Source organism: Brevundimonas sp. FV1ye7S (genome assembly GCF_058680995.1).
In genome coordinates this window covers 2,663,930-2,685,631 of record NZ_CM178726.1, presented here as the reverse complement: position 1 = coordinate 2,685,631, position 21,702 = coordinate 2,663,930, and the positions used below count along the sequence as shown (strand labels likewise).

The following is a 21,702-nucleotide window of genomic DNA, read 5'->3' as shown; positions in this document are numbered from 1 at the left end:
CCGGCCCCTGAGGTTTCAGACGGCCGGGCGGCAGGCGTTCACCAGACCCCGATCTTTTCCGCTTCCTTGTGGCTGATCGGATTGTGAGCCTTGGCGTGGTCTTCCTCGGCCAGGAAACGGCTGACCTCCAGCGCGGCCATACAGCCCATGCCGGCGGCGGTGACGGCCTGGCGATAGATGTCGTCGGTCACATCGCCCGCAGCCCAGACGCCCTCGATGGCCGTCGCGGCCGTGCCCGGCTTGACCCGCAGATAGCCGCCCGAGTTGGTTTCGAGCTGGCCCTTGAACAGTTCCGACGACGGGGCGTGGCCGATGGCGATGAAGACGCCGTCCGCCGGGATTTCCTTGGTCGAGCCGTCCTGGACGTTCTTCAGCCGCACGCCGGTGACGTTCTTGGCCATGCCGTCGACGACGCCGACGATCTCCTCGATCGCCGAGTTCCAGATCACCTCGACCTTTGGATTGGCGAACAGGCGGTCCTGCAGGATCTTCTCGGCGCGGAACTCCTCACGGCGGTGGACCACCGTGACCTTGGCGGCGAAATTGGTCAGGAACAGCGCCTCTTCCACGGCGGTGTTGCCGCCGCCGACGACCACGACTTCCTTGCCGCGGTAGAAGAAGCCGTCGCAGGTGGCGCAGGCCGAGACGCCGAAGCCCTGGTAGGCGGCCTCTGACTCCAGACCCAGCCATTTGGCCTGGGCGCCGGTGGAGATGATGACGGTCTCGGCCAGGATCTCGTCGCCGCCGTCCAGCTTCAGCCGGAACGGACGCTGCGAAAGGTCGGCGGAGACGACGATGTCGTGGATGACTTCCGTGCCGACGTGCAAGGCTTGGGCCTGCATCTGCTCCATCAGCCACGGACCCTGGATGGTCTCGGCGAAGCCGGGATAGTTCTCGACGTCGGTGGTGATGGTCAGCTGGCCGCCGGGCTGGATACCGGCGATGACGACGGGGTTCAGCGAGGCGCGGGCGGCGTAGATGGCGGCGGTCCAGCCGGCGGGGCCGGAACCGATGATGGCGACGCGGACGGTACGAGCTTGGGTCATGACGCCTATTTAGGCGCTGATTCCCGTTTGCGCGATGCTAGTCTCGCCTCGGGTGCAAAGGGAGACGGGGATGGGCGATATGAATGCGACGTTTCTGCCGATAGGCTTGGGCTTAGGGGTGGCCATTGGTGTGGCGACGGACAACCTGGGTCTGTGGCTGCCTATCGGCGTGGCCATCGGCGCCGGGCTGGGTGTGGCCTCCAGCGCGAAAGCCAAGTCAAAGAAGAGCGACGGTTCGGATGGTGGCGGGACGGTGATCCCGGATGGCGGGGACACGCATCGCCACGAGCATGACGGGGGTTCCGACGGTGGTGGCGACGGAGGAGGCGGGGACTAACAAGCCCCTATTCCGCTCATCCCGGCGAAAGCCGGGACCCAGTTCTTTCGCTCGGCACTGCGCTGGACCAAAGGCGGTGAGTCCGCCTCACATCTAAACGCCCAAAGCTCTGGGTCCCGGCTTTCGCCGGGATGAGCGGAACGTAGTTGGGCTTAGCGTGTCGCCATCGCTTCCAGCACAGCCCGCGCCGCGCGCTCGGTTTCGGCCAGGGGGTCGTAGGTCCAGCCGTCCAGCGTTCCGTCGAACGGACGGGTGGCGCCGCGTTCGGCCAGGTCGTCGTGCAGCCGGGCGAACTTGTCGCCGGACTTCAGCGGGATCATGGGCAGGACGTGGACGGGCTTTCCGGTCGAGGCGGCCTCGGCGGCCATGTTGGCGCTGTCCTCGGTGACCAGGATATGGTCGGCGAAATGCAGGAAGCCGAACAGGGGATTGTCGCCGGTCCCGTCCCAGATCCAGCCCGGCAGGTCGGACAGGCGCGCGGTCATGACGGCCCTGGCGGCCTCGGGCGTGCGGCGCGAGAAGGTCAGCATCAGCGATCCCCCGGATGCGCGGACGGCGTCCGCGATCTGGTCGGCCAGGTCCGCCGCATGGGCCTCGGTCAGGTCGAAGGCCTTGGATCTGCCGCCGATCAGCACCGCGACACGGGGATGGGGCAGGGGGGCGATCCGGTCCGCGAAGGCCGGCGCGGCCTGGGCGATCCGCGCGGGCGTGATGCGGTGGGGCGAGCCGGTGATCTCGAAGACATTGTCGCCCGACAGGCCGTCGTGTGCGGGGGCGACGATCATGTCGTAGCTGGCGTTCGACCAGCGCGGGTCCTGGGTCTGGACCACGAAGGTGCGGCCCTGGCTCCAGGCCTTGACGCGGGTCGAGAGCGGCAGGGTGGCGCGGCCGGTGGCGATCCACAGATCGGGCCAGGGCGTCGTCAGCGGGTCGGACGTCGGCGCCAGCATGGCCGGGGTCTTGAAGGCCGACGGCAAGCGGTCGAACAGGGGGCGCCAGCGGATGTGTTTGACGGCGATCTCGGCCGGGGTCAGGCGTTCCACCGCCTCGGCGAGGCCCAGGGCCTGGTTCTCGATCCCGGCGCGGCCGTCCGAGACGACCCAGATGGTCAGGACGCGGGAAGACGAGGGGGCGGTCACGCGTCGATCAACGCCGGCCTGACCCATGTCATGGCCTCGAGCTTGTTTCCGTCAGGGTCGCGCAGGAAGGCGGCATAATAGCCCGGCGCGTAGTCGGGCCGGAACCCGGGGGCGCCGTCATCGCGGCCGCCGGCCGCCAGGCCCTGGGCGTGGAAACGATCAACAGCGTCCCGATCGGATGCGGCGAAACAGACATGCACGCCATTGCCTGCGGAGCATGGCTGGCGATCATGGGGGATGGAGGCCCAGAATTCGGGAAAGGCGCGGCCGTAGGCCATGCCCATGACATGGTCCATGACCCTGCCGATCCCCAACGCGCCGAGCGCGGCGTCATAAAAGGCGCCCGCCTTCTCAAGATCGGAGACGCCCACAGAAACATGCGACACCAGAGGCGGGCGTGTTCCTGCGGCGTCGGTCACGATCTTACTTCCACTCGACCTTGAGGATTTCGTAGGCCTTGACGCCGCCGGGGGTGTTGACCTCGACCACGTCGCCGACCTCCTTGGAGATCATGGCGCGCGCGATGGGCGAGGCGATCGAGACCTTGCCCTTTTTCACGTCGGCTTCGTGTTCGCCGACGATCTGGTACCGGGCCTCGTCCTCGGTGTCCTCGTCGACCACGGTGACCGTGGCGCCGAATTTGACCTGGCTGCCCGACAGTTTCGACACGTCAATGACCTGGGCGCGGCTGATCTTGTCCTCGATCTCGGCGATCTGGCCTTCGATCCAGCCCTGACGCTCCTTGGCGGCATGGTATTCGGCGTTTTCGGACAGGTCGCCATGCTCGCGGGCCTCAGAGATGGCCGCAATGACGCTCGGCCTTTCGACCGACTTCAATTGCTTCAGTTGATCGTCGAGGACACGGTAGCCCTCGGCCGTCATCGGCACTTTTTCCATTGGTGTCGTGATTTTTCTGGTTCGCCCGGAGACTGGAAAGACGCGGAGTAGGCACACAAAAGGCCGCGGGGCGGGCGCGGCCGGGCATCAATATTAGGGTTTCTCGTTCAGGATTTCAAGAGCGAGCCCCGTTATCGATGGAGGCGTCAGGCGCGGGCCGGCGGTTCGGACTTGTCGTCGCGGTGCACGACGCCCTTGATCAGGCTGTAGGCTAGCCAGGCGACCGCCGCGAGACCGGCCAGCATGAAGAGGCCGGACACGAGGGCGGCGCCGGCGGCCATGAAGGCCAGAACGAAGGCTACCGCCGCCGTCAGGCCCGCTACGATCTGAATGGTTCGAAACTGCATGGGCTCTTAACGCCCGTGACGTCGCCGGGTTGCGTCCGAGCCGTGTCTTCGCCTCAGGCGTAGCTGTAGGCCCCGCCCCGTTCCAGTGCGCGGCGATAGGCCGGGCGGGCGTGGATCTTGTCGAGGAAGGCCCTCAGTCGGGGTTTGGTCGCCGGGTCGAAGGCCCGGTCGGCGCCGGCCTCCACCGGGAAGCTCATCATGATGTCGGCGGCGGTGAACTGGTCGCCTGCGAACCACTCCGACCGTCCCAGTTCGTCCTCCCAGAAGCCGACGTGGGCCCGCAGCTGCGGATCGACGAAACCGGTCAGGGCCTTGGCGGCTATGCTCTTGACCAAGGGTCGGACGAGGCCGGGCGCGCGCCGCGGCAGCATGGAGAACACCAGCTTCAGCAGCAGGGGCGGCATGGCGGAACCCTCGGCGTAGTGGAGCCAATAGGTGAAGCGTCGGGCGTCCTCGGAACCGGCGGCCGGGCGCAGGCGGCCCTCGCCATAGGTGTCCAGCAGATACTCGACCACGGCGCCGGTCTCGGCGACCGTGACGCCGTCGTCCTGGATCACGGGCGACTTGCCGAGCGGATGGATGGCCAGCAGTTCCGGGGGCGCAAGCCGGCTGGTCGCGTCCCGTTCGTAACGGACCACCTCATAGTCCAGGCCCAGTTCTTCCAGCAGCCACAGCACGCGCTGAGAACGGCTGTCGTTCAGATGATGGACTTTGATCATGGAGGCTCCGTTCGAACGGGTTCGACTATCCCCATCGTGAGGCCGGAAGTCGAGGCCTATCGCGGGGAGCGGCCGCTCCAGCGCGGACGGGGGCCGGGGCGGACCTTGGGGCGGGCGCCCTCGCGTCGGTTGCGCCAGACCTCATAGGCCAGGGTGGCCAGGGCCAGCTTGCCGGCGTGACGCCCGGCGACGCGGCGGCCGCCCCGGGACAGCAGCAGGCCGCCGAGCAGGGGAACGAGTTTGTGCAGACGGGACATGGAATCTCCTTCGTCGGCTCAACGCCTCGGCCGGCGGCGCGTTTCGACCTGCGACGACATGAACTGAAGGCCGATCACAGAAGGTTTGGCGCGCGCGACGGCGAAAGCGATGCTAGCCGTGCGTCATGAACAGATCTCGCGTCGCCGCCTTCTTCACCTCGCTGAGCTTTTTCGTCATCGCGGCCCTGGCCGCCGGCGTCGTCGTCGGCGCCCTGGCGCAGGAGACTGACGCCCCCTGGCTGACCGGCGCGCTGGGCGTGGTCGAGAGCCTGGGCCAGGTGTGGTTGAACGCCCTGCGGATGACCGTCATCCCCCTGGTGTTCAGCCTGCTGGTGACGGGCATCGTCTCCATCGCCGACGCGGCGGCGACGGGGCGGATCGCGGTGCGGGCGTTGACGGTGTTCGGCCTGCTGCTGGTCGGGGCGACGGTCTATGCGATCTTGGCGGGCCTGGGGCTGCTGGCCTTGTGGCCCATCGATCCGGAGGCGGGGCGGGCCCTGTTGGCCGGGGTTCCGGCGGACTCGCTGGCGACGGTAGGCGAGGCGGCGCGGACCGACGGGTTGCGCGCCTTCCTGGCCAGTCTGGCGCCGGCCAATCTGATCAAGGCGGCGGCGGACGACGGGGTGCTGGCCGTGGTGGTCTTCGCCCTGGCCTTCGGCTTCGCCGCGACCCGGATCAAGGCCGAGCTGCGTCGCCCCCTGGCGGGCTTCTTTGAGGCGGTGGCCGAGACCCTGGTGGTGATCGTCCACTGGGTGCTGCTGGCCGCGCCGTTCGGGGTGTTCGCCCTGGCGCTGGGCGTGGGCCTGAGAGCGGGCCTGGGGGTGGCGGGCACCCTGGCCCATTATGTCGCCATCGTCTGCCTGAGCCAGATCGGCCTGATCCTGCTCATCTATGTCGTGGCGACGGTCTGGGGGCGGATCTCGCTGGGCCGGTTCGCGCGCGCCGTTGCCCCGGCCCAGGTGGTGGCGGTCTCGACCCAGTCGTCGCTGGCCAGCCTGCCGGTGATGATCGAGCGGGCGCGCGACTGGCTGGGCGTGCCCCAGACCTCGGCGGGTCTGGTCCTGCCGCTGGCGGTGGCGGTGTTCCGCATCACCAGCCCGGTCGCCAATCTGGCCGTCTGTCTGTATGTCGCCCAGCTGAACGGGGTGGAGCTGAGCCTGACCGCCCTGATCGCAGGCGGGCTGACGGCCATAGCCGTGTCTATCGCCTCGGTCGGCCTGCCGGGCCAGGTCAGCTTCTTCGCCAGCGTCGGCCCCATCTGCCTGGCCATGGGCCTGCCGCTGGGGGTATTGCCCCTGCTGCTGGCGGTCGAGGTCATCCCCGACATCTTCCGCACCGTCGGCAACGTCACCGGCGACCTGGCGGCGACGCGGATCGTGGCGGGCGAGGACGGGGAAGAAGAGGCGGCAGAAGCCGCCTAATCCGTTCCTAGTTCGTGCGGGGCATCAGGCCTTCGGCCGCCGCGACCGAGGCCTCGACGCCCAGGGTGACGGCCGGTTCCGGCGTGATCTTGAACAGGGGCGAATGGTGGCCGGCGGCCTGCTCAAGCTCGGCCTCGGGCGTGCCGCCGACGCTGAAATAGACGCCCTTCACCCCGGTCTCGGGCTGGACGAAATAGGCGAAGTCCTCGGCCCCCATGCCGGTGCGCGGGCTGTCGCGCAGCACGTCCGGCCCGAAGGTCGAGGCGAAGATGTCGCGCACCCGCTGGGCGGTCTCGCGGTCATTGATGGTCGCCGGCGTGGTCTCGGTCGCCGAGCGGGTCACGACGGGCAGCCGGTCCTCGGGCACGTTCAGGGCCAGGGCCGTGTTGCGGGCCACCCGGTCGATCCCGTCCAGCAGGGTCGTGCGGACCTCGGGGCTGTCGGCGCGGACGGTCAGTTGCAGATCGACCTGTTCGGGAATGATGTTGTGCTTGATGCCGCCGTGGATCGATCCGACGGTGACGACCGCCCCCTCCAGCGGATTGACCTCGCGGCTGCGCAGGGTCTGGAGCGAGACCACGATCTGGGACGCGACCAGCACCGGATCGACGCCCAGATGCGGATAGGCGCCGTGCGTGCCCACGCCGCGCACCGCGATATCGACGCTGTCCGAACTGGACGAGGTGATGTCCAGCGGGGCCTCGATCTTGCCGGTCGGGGTGTCGGCCGAGACGTGGAAGGCCAGGGCGTAGTCCGGCCTGGGGAAGCGGGAATAGAGGCCGTCCTGCATCATGGCGCGGGCGCCGAAGATCCGCTCCTCCGCCGGCTGGCCGATCAGGACCAGGGTGCCAGACCAGTTGGCCTTGCGCGCCGCCATCTGGCGGGCCGTGCCGACCAGGGCGGTGATGTGCACGTCATGGCCGCAGGCGTGCATGACCGGCTTTTCGACCCCGTCGGCGTCCAACTGACGCGCCGTCGAGGCGTTGGCCAGGCCCGAGCGTTCCTGCAGCGGCAGGCCGTCCATGTCGGCGCGGATCATGACCGTGGGGCCGTCGCCGTTCTTCAGCACGGCGACCACGCCCGTGCCGCCGACGCCGGTCGTGACCTGATAGCCCAGGGCCGTCAGCTCGCGCGCCAGCCGCGCCGAGGTCTGGACCTCCTGCCCCGACAGTTCGGGATTGCGGTGGAACCAGTCGAACAGGGTCGCGAGATTGGCGTCATAATCCGCCTTCACCGCCGCCTTCAGACCGGCGTCCTGCGCCACGACGGGCGTCCCGGCCGCCAGGGCCAGAGCCAGAGCGGCCGTGGTCAATATCGCGCGTTTCATGTTCGATCCCCTGTCCCTTCCCGACCTTAGACCGGGATCGCGGCGAGACAAGAGGGCGTCAGCCGGGCGCGATGACGAACTGGTCGGCCGCGACGATGGCGGTGACGGCGACAGTGGAGACCAGATAGGTCATCAGATTGGTCTTCCAGCCCAGACGCAGACGTCGGCTGGCGACGACCGTCAGGACCAACAGCGCCCCCACCATGATCAGGGGCAGGACATAGAGGCCCAATCCCATGGCCAGACTGATCCGGGCCTCGTCGTTCGGGTTGATCAGGCTGATCACCGCCGCCATCAGCCGCATGAACAGGGCGAAGAACAGGACGCCATAGGCGGCCAGGCTGTCGCGGGTCAGGACCAGGGCGAAGGCGATCAAGCCTCCGGCCAGGGTGACCAAGGGCCCGGCGGCCGCGATCAACAGGTCATGGTCGCGGGGTACGGCGCCGACCGGGGCGCTGCTGTTCAGGGTGACCGTCATCTCGTGCCCCAGGACGACGCCGGCCAGCCAGTGCGCCCCTTCGTGAAGGACGAAGGTCGCCACGGAGATCAACAGCAGGAGGACGTAAAAGCCCGGTCCAACCTTGCGCGGCTCAGCCATATCGAAAGTCCCCCTCGTCGATATCGACAGGAAGGGGATCATGGGGCGCCGGGGCGCGTCCAGTTAAGCTTTGCTCATGATCCGCCGAGAAGGCGGCCGATGCGCGCCGCCGCATTGGCGGCGCCGTCCTGGGCGCGGACCTGAGGGGCGACCGCCTCGGCGCGGGCCGAAACCAGCGGATCCTCCGCCAGCGCGCGAAGGGCCGCCGCGACCGTGTCAGACCTGTAGCGAGGTCGCGCCAGCGACCGACCGCAGCCCAGCCGAACCACGCGGGCGGCGTTGTCATACTGGTCGCCGAGGTGAGGCACGACCAGTTGCGGGCGACCGCTGCTCAGGGCCTGATGTACGGTGCCGATCCCGCCCTGATGCACGATCGCCGCCGCGCGGGGGAACAGAAGGGAGAAGGGGGCGTAGGCCGCAACATGGATTTCGGGGTCGGCTTCGGCCAAGGTTCGGTCGCCGTCGGGACCAACCAGCAGGACGGCGCGACGGCCTAGTCGGCGGGCGGCCTTCAGGCTCTCGACATAGAAGTCGCCGGGGATGTTCACCGCCGCGCTGCCGAGGGTGAAGACCAGCGGCGGAGGCCCGGCCTTCAGGAAGGCCTCGAGGTCGGGAGCAAGGGCGGAGGGCGCGCCGGTCTCGCTGTCATAGGCGGCGTAGCCGACGACGTCGAAGTTGGGAGCGGCGTCGGCTTGGCGGGGGCTCAACAGGGGCGAGTAGAGCCCGAGATACAGGTCCGCCGAACGGCCTGCGTCGAAGACGATGTTGTCCTTGGTCTGCGGCAGACCCAGCGAGGCGCGGATGGCGTTCATCGGCGCGGTCCAGCGGGCCGTGCTCATCCGACCCAACGCCCTGGTGAGATCATTCAGCCAGAGTTGAGGCCCGCTGGTCGCCGGTTTCAACCAGGGCGCGGCGGGAAGGAAGGGCGGGTCGTAACGCGAGAAGACCATTGTCGGCTGGAGCGACACGGCCACGGAGGGAATGCGCCAATGCTCGGCCGCAAACTGCGCCCCGATGGCGAGGGTGGAGCCCACGACGGCGGCGGCGCCCTCGGTGACGGCGATCAGCTGTCGTGCGGCGTCTTCTGCGCGGGGCAGCAGGATGTCGCCGAACAGGAAGCGATCAGACTTGGCGATGGCGGCGGTGAGGGCCGACAGATCCATGCCGGTGTCGCGCGTCAGGTCGGCGATGCTGGGGCCGACCTGATGAAAGCTCAGACCCGCAGCCTCGATCTTGTCGCGATAATCGACAGCCGTGGCGATCCCGACGTCATGGCCGAGCGACTGCAGGGCGCGGCCCAGGGCGATGAAGGGGTGCAGATCCCCTAGGGAGCCGCCGGTCGCCAGAACGATGCGACCGGCGGCCTCCATCACGCGTAGTCCTGGATCGGCCTCACATCCAGGTCGCCGGCCTTGATGGCGCCGATGGCCTGTGCGGCGGCGAGGGCGCCGGCGGTGGTGGTGTAGTAGGGGATCTTCATCATCAGGGCGGTGCGGCGCAGGCTGAAGCTGTCCTGCAGCGACTGCTTGCCCGAGGTGGTGTTGAAGACCAGGTGGACCTCGCCGTTCTTCATGGCGTCCACGATGTGCGGGCGGCCTTCCAGCACCTTCTTGACCAGGCCGACCTCGATGCCCTGGGTCGCCAGATAGTCGCGGGTGCCGCTGGTGGCGATGATGGAGAAGCCTTCGGACAGCAGGGTGTTCACCGCCTCGACGATGAAGGGCTTGTCGTCCTCCTTGACCGAGACGAAGGCGCATCCGGCCGTGGGCAGGGTGGTGCCGCCGCCGATCTGGGACTTGGCGAAGGCGCGGGCGAAGGCGGGGGCCATGTCGGCCTCGCCCTCACGCTTCCAGTCCAGGCCCATGACCTCGCCGGTCGAGCGCATTTCCGGGCCCAGGATGGTGTCGACCCCTGCGAAGCGGGCGAACGGGAAGACCGCTTCCTTGACCGCGATATGGTCGTAGGGCTTGTCGGTCAGGCCGAAGGATTTCAGCGGCACGCCGGCCATGACCTTGGCGGCGATAGAGGCGATCGGCTGGCCGATGGTCTTGGCCACGAAGGGCGCCGTGCGGGACGCGCGCGGGTTGACCTCCAGCACGAAGATGCGCGGGTTCTCGCTGTGCGGTTCTTCGATGGCGAACTGGACGTTCATCAGGCCGCGCACCTTCAGGGCCTTGGCCATTTCGGTGGTCTGGCGCTTCAGCTCGGCCACCGTCTCGGCTGACAGGGACCAGGGCGGCATGGAGCAGGCGCTGTCGCCCGAGTGGACGCCCGCTTCCTCGATATGTTCCAGCACGCCGGCGACGAAGACCGTTTCGTCGTCGCACAGGGCGTCCACGTCCACCTCTGTGGCGCGGTTCAGATAGTGGTCGATCAGGACGGGGTCCGAGCCCGAGACGCGCATGGCCTCATGGACGTAGCGGTCCAGTTGCTCGCGGTCGTGGACGATCATCATGCCGCGTCCGCCCAGGACGTAGGAGGGGCGTAGGACGACGGGATAGCCGACCTCTTCGGCCTTTTGCGCGGCCTCTTCGGCGCTTCGGGCCAGGCCGTTGGGCGGCTGTTTCAGGCCGATGGCCTCCAGCATCTGCTGGAAGCGCTCGCGGTCCTCGGCCAGGTCGATGGAGTCGACGCTGGTGCCCAGAACGGGGATGTTGTCCTCCTGCAGGGCGTGGGCCAGCTTCAGCGGGGTCTGGCCGCCGAACTGGACGACGCAGCCGATCAGGTCGCCGTTGGAGCGTTCAACCTCGATCAGCTCCAGCACGTCCTCGGCCGTCAGGGGCTCGAAATACAGGCGGTCGGAGGTGTCGTAGTCGGTCGAGACGGTCTCGGGGTTGCAGTTGACCATGATCGACTCGACGCCGATGTCGTCGAAGGCGAAGGCCGCGTGGCAGCAGCAGTAGTCGAACTCGATCCCCTGGCCGATCCGGTTCGGACCGCCGCCCAGGATGATGGCCTTCTTCTTGTCCGACGGCTGGGACTCGCACTCGGGGATCTGGCCCAGGGCGCCGGTCTCATAGGTCGAATACATATAGGCGGTGGCGCTGGCGAACTCGGCCGCGCAGGTGTCGATCCGCTTGAAGACCGGGCGAACGTTCAGGCCGCGACGGGCCAGGCGCACGGCCTTTTCGGTCGCGCCGGTCAGTTGGGCCAGGCGGGCGTCGGCGAAGCCCTTGGCCTTCAGGCGGCGGAACTCGGTCGGGTCGGTCGGCAGGCCCTTGACCCGGACATGGCCTTCCTCACGCACGATGTCGGCGATCTGGCGCAGGAACCAGGGCTCGTAGGAACAGGCGGCGTTGACCTCTTCCACCGTCAGGCCGTGGCGGAAGGCCTGGGCGATGACGCGGATGCGGTCGGGCGTAGGGATACCCAGGGCGCGGACCACGGCGGCGCGGGCGGCGCCGGCGTCCTCGACATCGGCGACGCCTTCGATCTCGATCTCGTCGAAGCCGGACAGGCCGGTCTCAAGCCCGCGAAGGGCCTTCTGCATCGATTCCTGGAAGGTGCGGCCGATGGCCATGACCTCGCCCACCGACTTCATCGAGGTGCCCAGCAGGGGCTCCGAACCGGGGTATTTCTCGAAGGCGAAGCGCGGGATCTTGGTGACGACATAGTCGATGCTCGGCTCGAACGAGGCCGGCGTGACCTGGGTGATGTCGTTCTGCAGTTCGTCCAGGGTGTAGCCGACCGCCAGACGCGCCGCGACCTTGGCGATGGGGAAGCCGGTGGCCTTGGACGCCAGGGCGGACGAACGCGACACGCGCGGGTTCATCTCGATCACCACCATGCGGCCGTCGGCGGGGTTGATCGCCCACTGGACGTTCGATCCGCCGGTCTCGACGCCGATCTCACGCAGGACGTTGATCGAGCCGGTCCGCATCCGCTGATATTCCTTGTCGGTCAGCGTAAGCGCAGGGGCGACGGTGATGGAGTCGCCGGTGTGGACGCCCATCGGGTCGATGTTCTCGATCGAGCAGATGATGATGCAGTTGTCCGCCGTGTCGCGGACAACCTCCATCTCGTATTCCTTCCAGCCCAGCACCGATTCCTCGATCAGCACCTCGGTGGTCGGAGACAGGTCGAGGCCGCGCAGGACGATCTCCTCGAACTCCTCGCGATTGAAGGCGATGCCGCCGCCGGTGCCGGCCAGGGTGAAGGAGGGACGGATCACGGCGGGCAGGCCGACGAACTCCAGTCCGTCCAGCGCCTCTTCCATCGAATGGGCGGCCTTGGAGCGGGGGCTTTCCAGGCCCAGCTTGTCCATGGCGTCGCGGAATTTCTGGCGATCCTCGGCCTTGTCGATGACGTCGGCCTTGGCGCCGATCATCTCGACGCCGTACTTCTTCAGCGCGCCGGACGCGTCCAGGGCCAGGGCGGTGTTCAGCGCCGTCTGACCGCCCATGGTCGGCAGAAGCGCGTCGGGGCGTTCCTTGGCGATGATCTTCTCGACCATCTCGGGCGTGATCGGCTCGATATAGGTGGCGTCGGCCACCTCGGGGTCCGTCATGATGGTGGCGGGGTTCGAGTTGACCAGGATGACCCGGTAACCTTCCGCCTTCAGCGCCTTGCACGCCTGGACGCCGGAATAGTCGAACTCGCACGCCTGACCGATGACGATCGGGCCGGCGCCGATGATGAGGATGGATTTTATGTCTGTGCGCTTGGGCATCGCCAGCTCTTCTTCTTATTGAACGCTAATGGGTCACGACCGCGCATTCCCAGCCGTCGTACTCCAGCTGGAAGGCCGCGGCCCAGGTCTGCATCATGGACGAGACGGGAGCGAAACTCTCCGCGTCGACGGCCATGGTGGTCTCGAGAATCGTCATGTCGCCGTCGCCGCGCGCGATGAAGCCGGCGCGCCGCGCCACCTCGCACAGATCGCCATGGGCGTCTTCGTCGCCGAGGAAGAAGAACAGCGTGTGGCGCGGGGTCACGCCGCTGTCGCCCTGTTCGGCCAGCGCCGCGCGCACCATGGCGTCGCGTTCGTCATGACTGATGTCCGAGGCGTCCAAGGGGCGACGTCTTCCTTCATAGTTTGCGCGCGCGTAGCCGCCGCAGGGCGTCGCCATGCGGAGCTCGCGTCGGGTTGTCGGTTAAGCGGCCCGTTTAGAGAGGGAGGGGCGGGGGGGCAAGAGCTTATCCATTGCCGATCGCCGTGATCCAGTCGGGCAGTTCGTCGATGCGGCTCAGCGAGACGTAACGCGGCTCGTTCACCGGGGCGTCGGCCAGTTCGTGGGCCCAGGTGACGTGGTAGGGGATGTGGACGCCGAAGGCCCCGGCGGCGATGGCGGGCAGGACGTCGGACTTCATCGAATTGCCGGCCATGACGGCCTCGGCCGCGCCGGTGCCGTGGCGGGCGAAGACGCGGTCGTAGGTGGCCCGGTCCTTTTCCGAGACGATCTCGACCGCCGCGAACCGGTCGCCCAGGCCCGACGCCGCCAGTTTGCGTTCCTGATCCAGCAGGTCGCCCTTGGTGATCAGGACCAGGCGGTAGTGTTCGGCCAGTTCGGAGACCACCTCGTCCACGCCGGGCAGGGTCTCGACCGGATGGGCCAGCATTTCACGGCCGGCGGCCAGGATCTCGCGCACGACCTCGGGCGGGGCGCCGCCGTCGCACAGCTCCATGGCCGTCTCGATCATCGACAGGGTGAAGCCCTTCACGCCGTAGCCGTAGAGCCGCAGGTTGCGCTGTTCGGTCTCGGCCAGCCGCGCCTCGATGGTGGCGGCGTCGCCGTGATCGTCCAGCAGGTCGACGAACCGCGCATGGGTCAGGCGGAAGATCGTCTCGTTGTGCCAGAGGGTGTCGTCGGCATCGAGGCCGACCGTGGTGATGTTCATGCCGCGCCCCTATCATGGGACGAAACGCGAGGGGAGACGGGATGAACGGATCGGCGGTGGTGATCGGGGCGACGGGCGGCCTCGGCCGGGCCCTGGTCGATCGCCTGATCGTGGAGGGCAAGCACCAGACCGTCTGGGCGATATCGCGAACCGGGGAAGAGGTCGCGGGCGCACAGGCCCTGGCGGCCGACCTGGAGGACGAGGCCAGTCTGGCGGAGGCGGCGCGGCGAATCGGCCAGGGCGCGGCGCCGACGCTGATCGTGCTGGCGACGGGCGTGCTGCATGACGGGTTCCAGCCCGAACGGAGCCTGCGGCAGCTTGAGGCGGATCACATGCTCAGGGACTATCGCGTCAACGCCGTGGGGCCGGCGCTGGCGGCGAAACACCTGCTGCCGCTGACGCCGCGCGACCGGCGGGCGGTGTTCGCGGCCCTGTCGGCGCGGGTGGGGTCGATCGGCGACAACCGGTTGGGCGGATGGCACAGCTATCGGGCGTCCAAGGCGGCGCTGAACATGATCCTGCGCAATCTGGCGATCGAGATGGCGCGCAGTCATCCGCTGGCCGTGATCGCGGGCCTGCATCCCGGCACGGTCGATACGGGCCTGAGCGCGCCGTTCCAGAAGGGGGTGGCGGAGGGGCGGCTGTTCACGCCCGACTATTCCGCCGAACGGCTGCTGGCGGTCATGGCGGCGCTGACGCCGGCCGACAGCGGCGGGGTGTTCGCCTGGGACGGGGCGCGTATTCCCGAATAACGCATATTCGTGACTTGAGGACGGGACCGGTCTTGCGTCACATGGCCGGCATGTCCGTCAAAGGTTCCGCCCGGCTTTTCAGCCTCTTGTTGCTCAGCTTGCCGCTTTGCGGCGGGCCGGCGGCCCTGGCCTACGCCGAGACCCCGGCGGCGGCGGTCGTGGCCGCGCCCAGCCGCGAGCGGGCGCGGATGAACCAGCGGGTGTTCGACACGGTCTGGAGCGAGGTGCGGCGCGGCTATTACGATCCTGATCTGCATGGGGTGGACTGGGGCGCGGCGCGCGATCGGTTCCGGCCCCAGGCCCTGGCGGCCTCGGATGACCGGGCGCTGTACCGGGTCGTCAACACCATGCTCGACCTGCTGGACGACGGCCACGCCGGCGCCAGCCCGCCGGCCGCCGTGCGCCGTCAGGACGCCCAGTATGCACGCCGGGCCGTCATGGGCATGACCCTGATGCGGGGCGAGGATCCCGATCTGTGGACGGTGGAGCGGGTGCGCGACGGTTCTCCGGCCCAGGCGGCGGGGGTGCAGCTGGGCTGGACCCTGGACAGCGTCGATGGTCGGCCGTGGGGACCGGACGTGGAGGTGCAGGAGGGGACGCCGGTCCATCTGGTCCTGACGGACGAGACCGGGGCGCGCCGCGACACCATCCTGACCCCGCAGCTGATGGACGGGCCGCAGCCGTTCACGGCCGACAAGTCCAGGCCGGGGGTTCTGGTGCTGACGGTGGAGCAGTTCGATGCGGGGCTGGGGCGCTGGCTGGGCGGCGAGCTGGACGGCCTGCCGTCGGATGTGGACGTGATCCTGGACCTGAGAGCCAATCCGGGCGGCCGGCTGTGGGAGGCCGAGTCGGTGCTGACCTGTTTCCTGCCCCGCGACCAGGTCTGGGCGACCCGGACCGGACGGAACGGGCGGCCCGTGATCCTGCGGGCCTCAGGCGACTGCGGCGACCGCAGCGCGCCGGTGGCCAATCCGGTCGCGGTCCTGGTGGACCGGGGCAGCCGCAGCGCGGCCGAACTGACGCCCGCCGCCCTGCAGGAGGCCGGGCGGGGCATAGTGGTGGGCGAGAAGACCATCGGTTCGGTCCTGATCGCCCAGGAGACGGACCTGCCGGACGGGGGCAAGCTGACGCTGAGCCGGGCGAACTTCGTCACGGCGGGCGGGGTGCGGCTGGAGAAACGCGGCGTCACCCCGGACATCGCGGCGCCCCGCACCGTGAGCCAGCGCCGCGCGGGCGAGGACCCGACGCTGGAGGCGGCCATCGCCGCGCTCCAGGCGCAGGGAGCGGACCGGGTCCGGTCGGCCGACCAGCCCGCCGGCCTTTAGATCAGCAACACTTGAAGGCGCCCGAGCCGCCGAAGCGACGCTGTTCGTGCAGGCGGAAGAAGGCGATCTTGTCCAGCGGGGGCTGGTCGGGATGGGTCGTGGCCGCGTGGCGGACATAGGCGTCGTAGTCGGGCTGGCCGATCATGGCCCCCGCCGTCCGCTTGACGCCGCGACCCCACCGCAAGGCGGCATCGCGGCACAGGCAGAGCAGGTCGTCCGGCGTGGCGGCGGGAGCCGGCCCGGACTGGAGCCCGGACTTAGGCACGGGCGATATCCGCCGCGTCGTCGGACGCCGTCAGCTCGTGCGCCTCGGGATATTCGCGCACGGTCGGCCGGTTGCTGCGATAGGCCTTGAGGCAGGCCAGGACGCCGTAGACCACCATGGTCACGACCACGAACAGGAAGGCCGCCGTCAGCGTCGAGTTGACGTAGTCGTTGACGATGATGCGGTGCATGTCGCCCACGGTCTTGGCCGGGGCGATCAGTTCGCCGGCGCCCAGAGCCTCCTGGTACTTGCGGGCGTGGGCCAGGAAGCCGATGCGGACCTCGGGGTGGAACAGCTTCTGCAGGCCCGCCGTCAGGGTGCAGATCAGCAGCCAGGTCGCCGGGACGACCATGACCCAGGCGAACTTCTCGCGCTTCATCTTGAACAGGACGACCGTGCCCAGGATCAGGGCGATGGCGGCCAGCATCTGGTTGGCGATGCCGAACAGGGGCCACAGGCTGTTGATGCCGCCCAGGGGATCGACCACGCCGGTGTAGAGGAAATAGCCCCACAGGCCGACCGTCAGGGCGGTGGCGACGACATTGGCGCCCCAGGACTTGGTTTCGCGCATCTTCGGCACGGCCACGCCCAGCAGGTCCTGGATCATGAAGCGGCAGACGCGGGTGCCGGCGTCGACCGTGGTCAGGATGAACAGGGCCTCGAACAGGATGGCGAAGTGGTACCAGAAGGCCATCATGGCCTTGCCGCCGATCACGCCCGACAGGATGTGGGCCATGCCCACGGCCAGGGTCGGGGCGCCGCCCGCGCGCGACAGGATCGAGTGCTCGCCCACGTCGCGGGCCAGTTGCTCCAGCTCGCCGGGGGTGATGTGGAAGCCCCACTGGGCCACGGCGGCGGCGGCCGAGACCGCATCATTGCCGATGATGGCGACCGGGCTGTTCATGGCGAAATAGACGGCCGGGTCCAGCACCGTGGCGGCGATCAGGGCCATGACGGCGACGAAGCTTTCGCACAGCATGGCGCCATAGCCGATCAGCGGAATCTGGCTCTCGTTCTCCAGCAGCTTGGGCGTGGTGCCCGACGAGATCAGGGCGTGGAAGCCCGAGACGGCGCCACAGGCGATGGTGATGAACAGGAAGGGGAACAGCGCGCCGGCGAAGACCGGGCCGGTGCCGTCGATGAAGGGGGTGACGGCGGGCATCTGCAGGTGTGGACGCACGATCAGAATGCCGATGGCCAGGGCGACGATGGCCCCGATCTTCAGGAAGGTCGACAGATAGTCGCGCGGGGCCAACAGCAGCCAGACCGGAATGACCGAGGCGATGAAGCCATAGACCATCATCAGTATGGCCAGGGTCGGGCCGGTCAGGGTGAAGGCCGGGCCCCAGAACGGGTCGGCCGCCACATGGCCGCCGCCGATGATGGCCAGGATCAGCAGGACGACGCCGATGACCGACACCTCGCCGACGCGGCCGGGGCGCAGGAAGCGGGTGTACAGGCCCATGAAGATGGCGATGGGGATGGTGGCGGCGACGGTGAAGGTGCCCCAGGGGCTTTCGGCCAGGGCCTTGACCACGACCAGGGCCAGGACGGCCAGGATGATGACCATGATCATCAAGACGCCGACCTGGGCGATGATGCCGGGGATATTGCCCATTTCGGTGCGGATCATGTCGCCCAGCGACTTGCCGTCGCGCCGGGTGGACATGAACAGGACCATCATGTCCTGCACCGCACCGGCCAGCACCGCGCCGACCAGGATCCACAGCACGCCGGGCAGATAGCCCATCTGGGCGGCCAGCACCGGTCCGACCAGCGGCCCCGCGCCGGCGATGGCGGCGAAGTGGTGGCCGAACAGGACGTTCCTGGGCGTCGGCACATAGTCGAGGCCGTCGTCGCGACGGACGGCGGGTGTCGGGCGCGAGGGCTGCAACTGCATGACCTTGTTGGCCAGGAAGCGGCTGTAGAAGCGATAGGCGATGGCGTAGGTGCAGACCGCCGCCACCACCATCCAGACCGCGCTGATGCTCTCCCCCTGGTGCAGGGCGATGACGCCGAGGGAGACGGCCCCCAGAATGGCGATGACGCCGAAGATGATAGGGGTGCTGAGTTTGCCCACGAAAATACTCCTGCCTGACCGCCTGGCGGTCACTCAACGCCTGTTTGCACGACAAGCTTCCGCAAGGCCAATCGACTAAAGTCGTAGGCGGCCGAGCGGCGGCCGTTTCAGACCCTGTGCCCGAAAAACAGGGTCTGAATAGTCTGAATAGTCTGAAATCGACCGAACCGCGTTCGCCGTCATGCCCGTTCTCCTGCGCGACGCCTATCACGTCCCGACGTCGGAATTGGACGCAGACACCCCCGTGCATTCCGCCCGATCCCTTGCTAAGCGCATCGGATGATCGCTCGCCTTCGCCCCGTCCCGTTCGACCTCGGTCCCGTCCATTTCGTCGGCATCGGCGGCATAGGCATGAGCGGCATCGCCGAGATCATGCTGAAGATCGGCTATTCGGTTCAGGGCTCGGACGCCAAGGCCAGCGCCAACACCGAACGGCTGGAGAAGCTGGGCGCGCGGATCTTCATCGGTCACGACGCCGCTCACGTCAGCGAGGGCGTGTCGGCCGTGGTCTATTCGACGGCGGTCAAGGCCGACAATCCCGAGATGAAGGCCGCCCGCGAGCGCCGCATCCCCCTGGTGCGCCGGGCCGAGATGCTGGCCGAACTGATGCGGCTGCAATTCTCGATCGCGGTCGGGGGCACCCACGGCAAGACCACGACGACGTCTATGGTCGCCGCCCTGCTGGATGCGGCCGGTCTGGACCCGACGGTGGTCAACGGCGGCATCATCAACGCCTATGGCACCAACGCCAAGGTCGGCGACGGCGACTGGATCGTGGTCGAGGCGGACGAGAGCGACGGCAGCTTCCTGCGGCTCAAGTCTACTGTTGCGATCGTGACCAATATCGACCCGGAGCACCTGGACCATTACGGCGACTTCGACGCGGTGCGGAAGGCCTTCGTCGATTTCGTCGAGAACATCCCCTTCTATGGTTTCGCCGCTGTCTGCCTGGACCATCCCGAGGTGCAGAAGCTGGTCGCCTCCATCGATAACCGGCGGCTGGTGACCTATGGGACCAATCCCCAGGCCATGGTGCGGGCCGACAACTGCCAGATGGGGCCGGACGGCGCCCGCTTCGACGTCGTGATCCAGAACGGCGAGACCCACCGGATCGAGAATTTGCACCTGCCGATGGCCGGCTGGCACAATGTCTCCAACGCCCTGGCCGCCATCGCCGTGGCGCGCGAGCTGGACGTGTCCGACGAGGCGATCCGCGAGGGTCTGGCCGGCTTCGGCGGGGTCAAGCGTCGCTTCACCACCACCGGCGTCGTCAACGGCGTGCGCATCGTCGACGACTATGGCCACCATCCGGTCGAGATCGTCGCCGTGCTGAAGGCCGCGCGCCAGGTGACTGAGGGCCGGGTCATCGCCGTGGTCCAGCCGCACCGCTACACCCGGCTGCGCGACCTGATGAACGAGTTCTCGACCGCCTTTTCCGACGCCGACAGCGTGATCGTCGCCGACGTCTATCCGGCGGGCGAACAGCCGATCGAGGGGGTGGACAAGCACGCCCTGACCGACGGCATCCGCCGCTATGGCCACCGCCATGTCCAGGCGCTGGAGAACGCCGCCGTCCTGCCGCGCCTGATCAAGGAAGAGGCCAAACCGGGCGATGTGGTCGTGCTGCTGGGCGCCGGCGACATCACCAGCTGGGCCTATGGCCTGCCGGCGCAGCTGGAGGCGTTGGGGTGAGGCTCGGCTTGTCCGGGGATTTCGAAAGTATATATTACGGTGTGACGGTATATCCCTGGAGGATGTCGTGGCGCTTTATGTGAAGGACCCGGAAGTCGATCAGATGGCTGAACGCCTCAGCCGCATCGGAGGGATCAGCAAGACGGAGGCGGTGCGCCGCGCGCTGCGCCGTCAGTTGGAGCAGGTCGAGACGCCGTCCGACTTTGTCGAGCGCGGCCTTGCCTTCACCCGCGCTCTAATAGCTCGGGGCGACCTCGCCGAGGGCCAGCCGGTGGACAAGGCTTGGATCGACAGCCTCTATGAGGACGACTGATGTTCGTGGACGCTTCGGCGCTTACGGCCATCCTGACCGACGAGGACGACGCGCGGCTACTCTATGCGCGCCTGGAAGCCTATCCTCTTCGGACGACGTCGCCCATGGCCGTCTGGGAGGCGGTCCTCGCGGTCGCGCGTCGGCTGAAACTGGACATCACCGACAGCGAAGCCGCCGTTGAGGCGTTCTTGAAGACCTTCAATATCGAGGTGGTCGCCATTCACGCCGAGGTGCGACACGAGGCGATCCGCGCCCACGTCCGATACGGCAAGGGCCGTCACCCGGCGGCATTGAATTTCGGCGACTGTTTCGCCTATGCCTGCGCCCGCCACGCGCGGTCGCCCCTGCTGTACAAGGGCGACGACTTTTCCCGGACCGACATCGAAGCCGCATGACCGAGATCACCCTTCCCCCCGTTCGCGGCAAGCTTCTGCGGGACGAACCGCTCGGCCCCTACACTTGGTTCCGCGTCGGCGGCGCGGCTGAGGCCCTGTTCATTCCGGCGGACGCCGAAGATCTGGCTGATTTCCTGAAGGCGCTGGACCCGTCCGTCCCCGTGACCGTGCTGGGCGTCGGATCGAACGTCATCGTCCGCGACGGCGGGGTCGAGGGGGTGGTCATCCGCCTGGCCGGGCGCCCCTGGGCGCAGGTGACGACGGACGGCGACGCCATCACGGCCGGCGCCGGCGCGCTGGACTCCATGGTGGCCAAGGCGAGCGCGAAGGCGGGGCTGGCGGGGCTGGAATTCTACGCTGGGATTCCGGGCACCGTCGGCGGCGCCCTGACCATGAACGCCGGCTGCTACGGCGCCGAGACCAAGGATGTTCTGGTCTCGGCCTGGGGCCTGACGCGGTCGGGCGAACGGGTCGATTACGCCCTGGCCGACTTCGGCTACACCTATCGCCATTCCGAGGCACCGGCCGACATCATCTGGGTCGAGGCCGTCTATCGCGGAACGCCCGACGCCCCCGCCGCCGTCCAGGCCCGGATCGACGAGATCACCAGCCGCCGCGAAACCACCCAGCCGATCCGCGAAAAGACCGGCGGTTCGACCTTCAAGAATCCGCCCGGCCATTCGTCCTGGAAACTGGTCGACGAGGCCGGCTGGCGCGGCAGACTGCACGCCGAAACCGGGGGAGGCGCCATGTTCAGCGACCTCCACTCCAACTTCATGATCAACCCCGGCGAGGCCACCGCCGCCGACATCGAAGGCCTGGGCGAGGCGGTGCGCGCCGACGTCCTGGCGAAGACCGGCGTTCAGCTGGACTGGGAGATCAAGCGGATCGGCCGGCGCCTCTGATCGTCGGGGTTTGACACACATTTTTCACGCCGCGCGGGCGATAAGGTTG

Annotated in this window: 23 protein-coding genes; 8 read left to right on the top strand and 15 right to left on the bottom strand. The window is 68.1% G+C overall.

The features are described 5' to 3' along the window. Nucleotides 1–38 precede the first annotated feature (38 nt). Nucleotides 39–1,046, bottom strand: a complete 1,008-nt coding sequence (gene trxB / locus ACW18C_RS13120; RefSeq protein ID WP_492071329.1) for a thioredoxin-disulfide reductase — start codon at nucleotides 1,044–1,046, stop codon at nucleotides 39–41. A gap of 70 nt (nucleotides 1,047–1,116) precedes the next feature. Between trxB and ACW18C_RS13115 the strand changes: the two genes are divergently transcribed. After that, nucleotides 1,117–1,383: a glycine zipper domain-containing protein gene (locus ACW18C_RS13115; RefSeq protein ID WP_492071327.1), complete on the top strand. Its 267-nt coding sequence runs from the start codon at nucleotides 1,117–1,119 to the stop codon at nucleotides 1,381–1,383. Nucleotides 1,384–1,535: 152 nt separating this feature from the next. Here the strand turns inward: ACW18C_RS13115 and ACW18C_RS13110 are convergent, their stop codons facing one another. The 6 genes from ACW18C_RS13110 to ACW18C_RS13085 form a co-directional block, all read right to left on the bottom strand. Continuing rightward, a complete protein-coding gene (locus tag ACW18C_RS13110) occupies nucleotides 1,536–2,522 on the bottom strand; it encodes a mitochondrial fission ELM1 family protein (protein WP_492071325.1) in 987 nt (328 codons plus the stop codon). Further along, a complete protein-coding gene (locus tag ACW18C_RS13105) occupies nucleotides 2,519–2,941 on the bottom strand; it encodes a VOC family protein (protein ID WP_492071323.1) in 423 nt (140 codons plus the stop codon). The genes ACW18C_RS13110 and ACW18C_RS13105 overlap by 4 nt, the downstream gene beginning before the upstream one ends. Before the next feature lie 4 nt (nucleotides 2,942–2,945). Continuing rightward, nucleotides 2,946–3,419, bottom strand: coding sequence for a transcription elongation factor GreA (gene greA / locus ACW18C_RS13100; protein ID WP_008260399.1), 474 nt, complete (start codon nucleotides 3,417–3,419; stop codon nucleotides 2,946–2,948). A gap of 146 nt (nucleotides 3,420–3,565) precedes the next feature. Further along, nucleotides 3,566–3,766: a hypothetical protein gene (locus tag ACW18C_RS13095; RefSeq protein WP_008259424.1), complete on the bottom strand. Its 201-nt coding sequence runs from the start codon at nucleotides 3,764–3,766 to the stop codon at nucleotides 3,566–3,568. Nucleotides 3,767–3,819: 53 nt separating this feature from the next. Next, nucleotides 3,820–4,485, bottom strand: a complete 666-nt coding sequence (locus ACW18C_RS13090; RefSeq protein ID WP_426024861.1) for a glutathione S-transferase family protein — start codon at nucleotides 4,483–4,485, stop codon at nucleotides 3,820–3,822. A 56-nt stretch (nucleotides 4,486–4,541) separates the two neighbouring features. Next, a complete protein-coding gene (locus ACW18C_RS13085) occupies nucleotides 4,542–4,742 on the bottom strand; it encodes a hypothetical protein (protein WP_008264128.1) in 201 nt (66 codons plus the stop codon). A gap of 125 nt (nucleotides 4,743–4,867) precedes the next feature. Between ACW18C_RS13085 and ACW18C_RS13080 the strand changes: the two genes are divergently transcribed. Next, nucleotides 4,868–6,163 (top strand): dicarboxylate/amino acid:cation symporter, encoded by a 1,296-nt coding sequence (locus tag ACW18C_RS13080; RefSeq protein WP_492071320.1) that lies wholly within the window; start codon nucleotides 4,868–4,870, stop codon nucleotides 6,161–6,163. Nucleotides 6,164–6,170: 7 nt separating this feature from the next. Here the strand turns inward: ACW18C_RS13080 and ACW18C_RS13075 are convergent, their stop codons facing one another. The 6 genes from ACW18C_RS13075 to ACW18C_RS13050 form a co-directional block, all read right to left on the bottom strand. Continuing rightward, nucleotides 6,171–7,490 carry an amidohydrolase gene (locus tag ACW18C_RS13075; protein WP_492071318.1) on the bottom strand — a complete coding sequence of 440 codons (1,320 nt, stop codon included), beginning with the start codon at nucleotides 7,488–7,490 and terminating at the stop codon, nucleotides 6,171–6,173. Nucleotides 7,491–7,548: 58 nt separating this feature from the next. Then, nucleotides 7,549–8,088: a hypothetical protein gene (locus ACW18C_RS13070; RefSeq protein ID WP_492071316.1), complete on the bottom strand. Its 540-nt coding sequence runs from the start codon at nucleotides 8,086–8,088 to the stop codon at nucleotides 7,549–7,551. Nucleotides 8,089–8,162: 74 nt separating this feature from the next. Next, nucleotides 8,163–9,458 (bottom strand): glycosyltransferase, encoded by a 1,296-nt coding sequence (locus ACW18C_RS13065; protein WP_492074032.1) that lies wholly within the window; start codon nucleotides 9,456–9,458, stop codon nucleotides 8,163–8,165. Next, the gene (carB, locus tag ACW18C_RS13060; protein ID WP_492071314.1) at nucleotides 9,458–12,757 is read right to left on the bottom strand and encodes a carbamoyl-phosphate synthase large subunit; all 3,300 of its coding nucleotides are present in this window, start codon (nucleotides 12,755–12,757) and stop codon (nucleotides 9,458–9,460) included. The genes ACW18C_RS13065 and carB overlap by 1 nt, the downstream gene beginning before the upstream one ends. Before the next feature lie 25 nt (nucleotides 12,758–12,782). Next, nucleotides 12,783–13,157, bottom strand: a complete 375-nt coding sequence (locus tag ACW18C_RS13055; protein WP_230307711.1) for a ribonuclease E inhibitor RraB — start codon at nucleotides 13,155–13,157, stop codon at nucleotides 12,783–12,785. A gap of 67 nt (nucleotides 13,158–13,224) precedes the next feature. Continuing rightward, the gene (locus ACW18C_RS13050; RefSeq protein WP_492071311.1) at nucleotides 13,225–13,926 is read right to left on the bottom strand and encodes an HAD family hydrolase; all 702 of its coding nucleotides are present in this window, start codon (nucleotides 13,924–13,926) and stop codon (nucleotides 13,225–13,227) included. A 41-nt stretch (nucleotides 13,927–13,967) separates the two neighbouring features. On the opposite strand from ACW18C_RS13050, the gene ACW18C_RS13045 reads away from it, so the two are divergent. Both ACW18C_RS13045 and ACW18C_RS13040 read left to right on the top strand, forming a co-directional pair. Further along, nucleotides 13,968–14,678, top strand: coding sequence for an SDR family NAD(P)-dependent oxidoreductase (locus ACW18C_RS13045; RefSeq protein ID WP_492071309.1), 711 nt, complete (start codon nucleotides 13,968–13,970; stop codon nucleotides 14,676–14,678). A gap of 50 nt (nucleotides 14,679–14,728) precedes the next feature. Beyond that, nucleotides 14,729–16,003: a S41 family peptidase gene (locus ACW18C_RS13040; protein ID WP_492071307.1), complete on the top strand. Its 1,275-nt coding sequence runs from the start codon at nucleotides 14,729–14,731 to the stop codon at nucleotides 16,001–16,003. Nucleotide 16,004: 1 nt separating this feature from the next. Here the strand turns inward: ACW18C_RS13040 and ACW18C_RS13035 are convergent, their stop codons facing one another. Beyond that, on the bottom strand, nucleotides 16,005–16,268 hold the full coding sequence (locus ACW18C_RS13035) for a YbdD/YjiX family protein (protein WP_492071305.1): 264 nt from the start codon (nucleotides 16,266–16,268) through the stop codon (nucleotides 16,005–16,007). Beyond that, entirely contained in the window at nucleotides 16,261–18,348 is a 2,088-nt protein-coding gene (locus ACW18C_RS13030; RefSeq protein ID WP_492071303.1) for a carbon starvation CstA family protein, read from the bottom strand. Before ACW18C_RS13030 ends, ACW18C_RS13035 begins: the two co-directional genes overlap by 8 nt. A 279-nt stretch (nucleotides 18,349–18,627) precedes the next feature. On the opposite strand from ACW18C_RS13030, the gene murC reads away from it, so the two are divergent. From murC to murB, 4 genes are all read left to right on the top strand, one after another. Continuing rightward, the gene (gene murC, locus ACW18C_RS13025) at nucleotides 18,628–20,040 is read left to right on the top strand and encodes a UDP-N-acetylmuramate--L-alanine ligase (protein ID WP_292150262.1); all 1,413 of its coding nucleotides are present in this window, start codon (nucleotides 18,628–18,630) and stop codon (nucleotides 20,038–20,040) included. A gap of 67 nt (nucleotides 20,041–20,107) precedes the next feature. Next, the gene (locus ACW18C_RS13020; protein WP_292150264.1) at nucleotides 20,108–20,353 is read left to right on the top strand and encodes a type II toxin-antitoxin system VapB family antitoxin; all 246 of its coding nucleotides are present in this window, start codon (nucleotides 20,108–20,110) and stop codon (nucleotides 20,351–20,353) included. Beyond that, the gene (locus ACW18C_RS13015) at nucleotides 20,353–20,748 is read left to right on the top strand and encodes a type II toxin-antitoxin system VapC family toxin (protein WP_292150265.1); all 396 of its coding nucleotides are present in this window, start codon (nucleotides 20,353–20,355) and stop codon (nucleotides 20,746–20,748) included. The genes ACW18C_RS13020 and ACW18C_RS13015 overlap by 1 nt, the downstream gene beginning before the upstream one ends. Further along, complete coding sequence (gene murB / locus ACW18C_RS13010; protein ID WP_492071300.1) at nucleotides 20,745–21,653, top strand: UDP-N-acetylmuramate dehydrogenase; 909 nt, start codon at nucleotides 20,745–20,747, stop codon at nucleotides 21,651–21,653. Before ACW18C_RS13015 ends, murB begins: the two co-directional genes overlap by 4 nt. The last annotated feature ends 49 nt before the right edge of the window (nucleotides 21,654–21,702 follow it).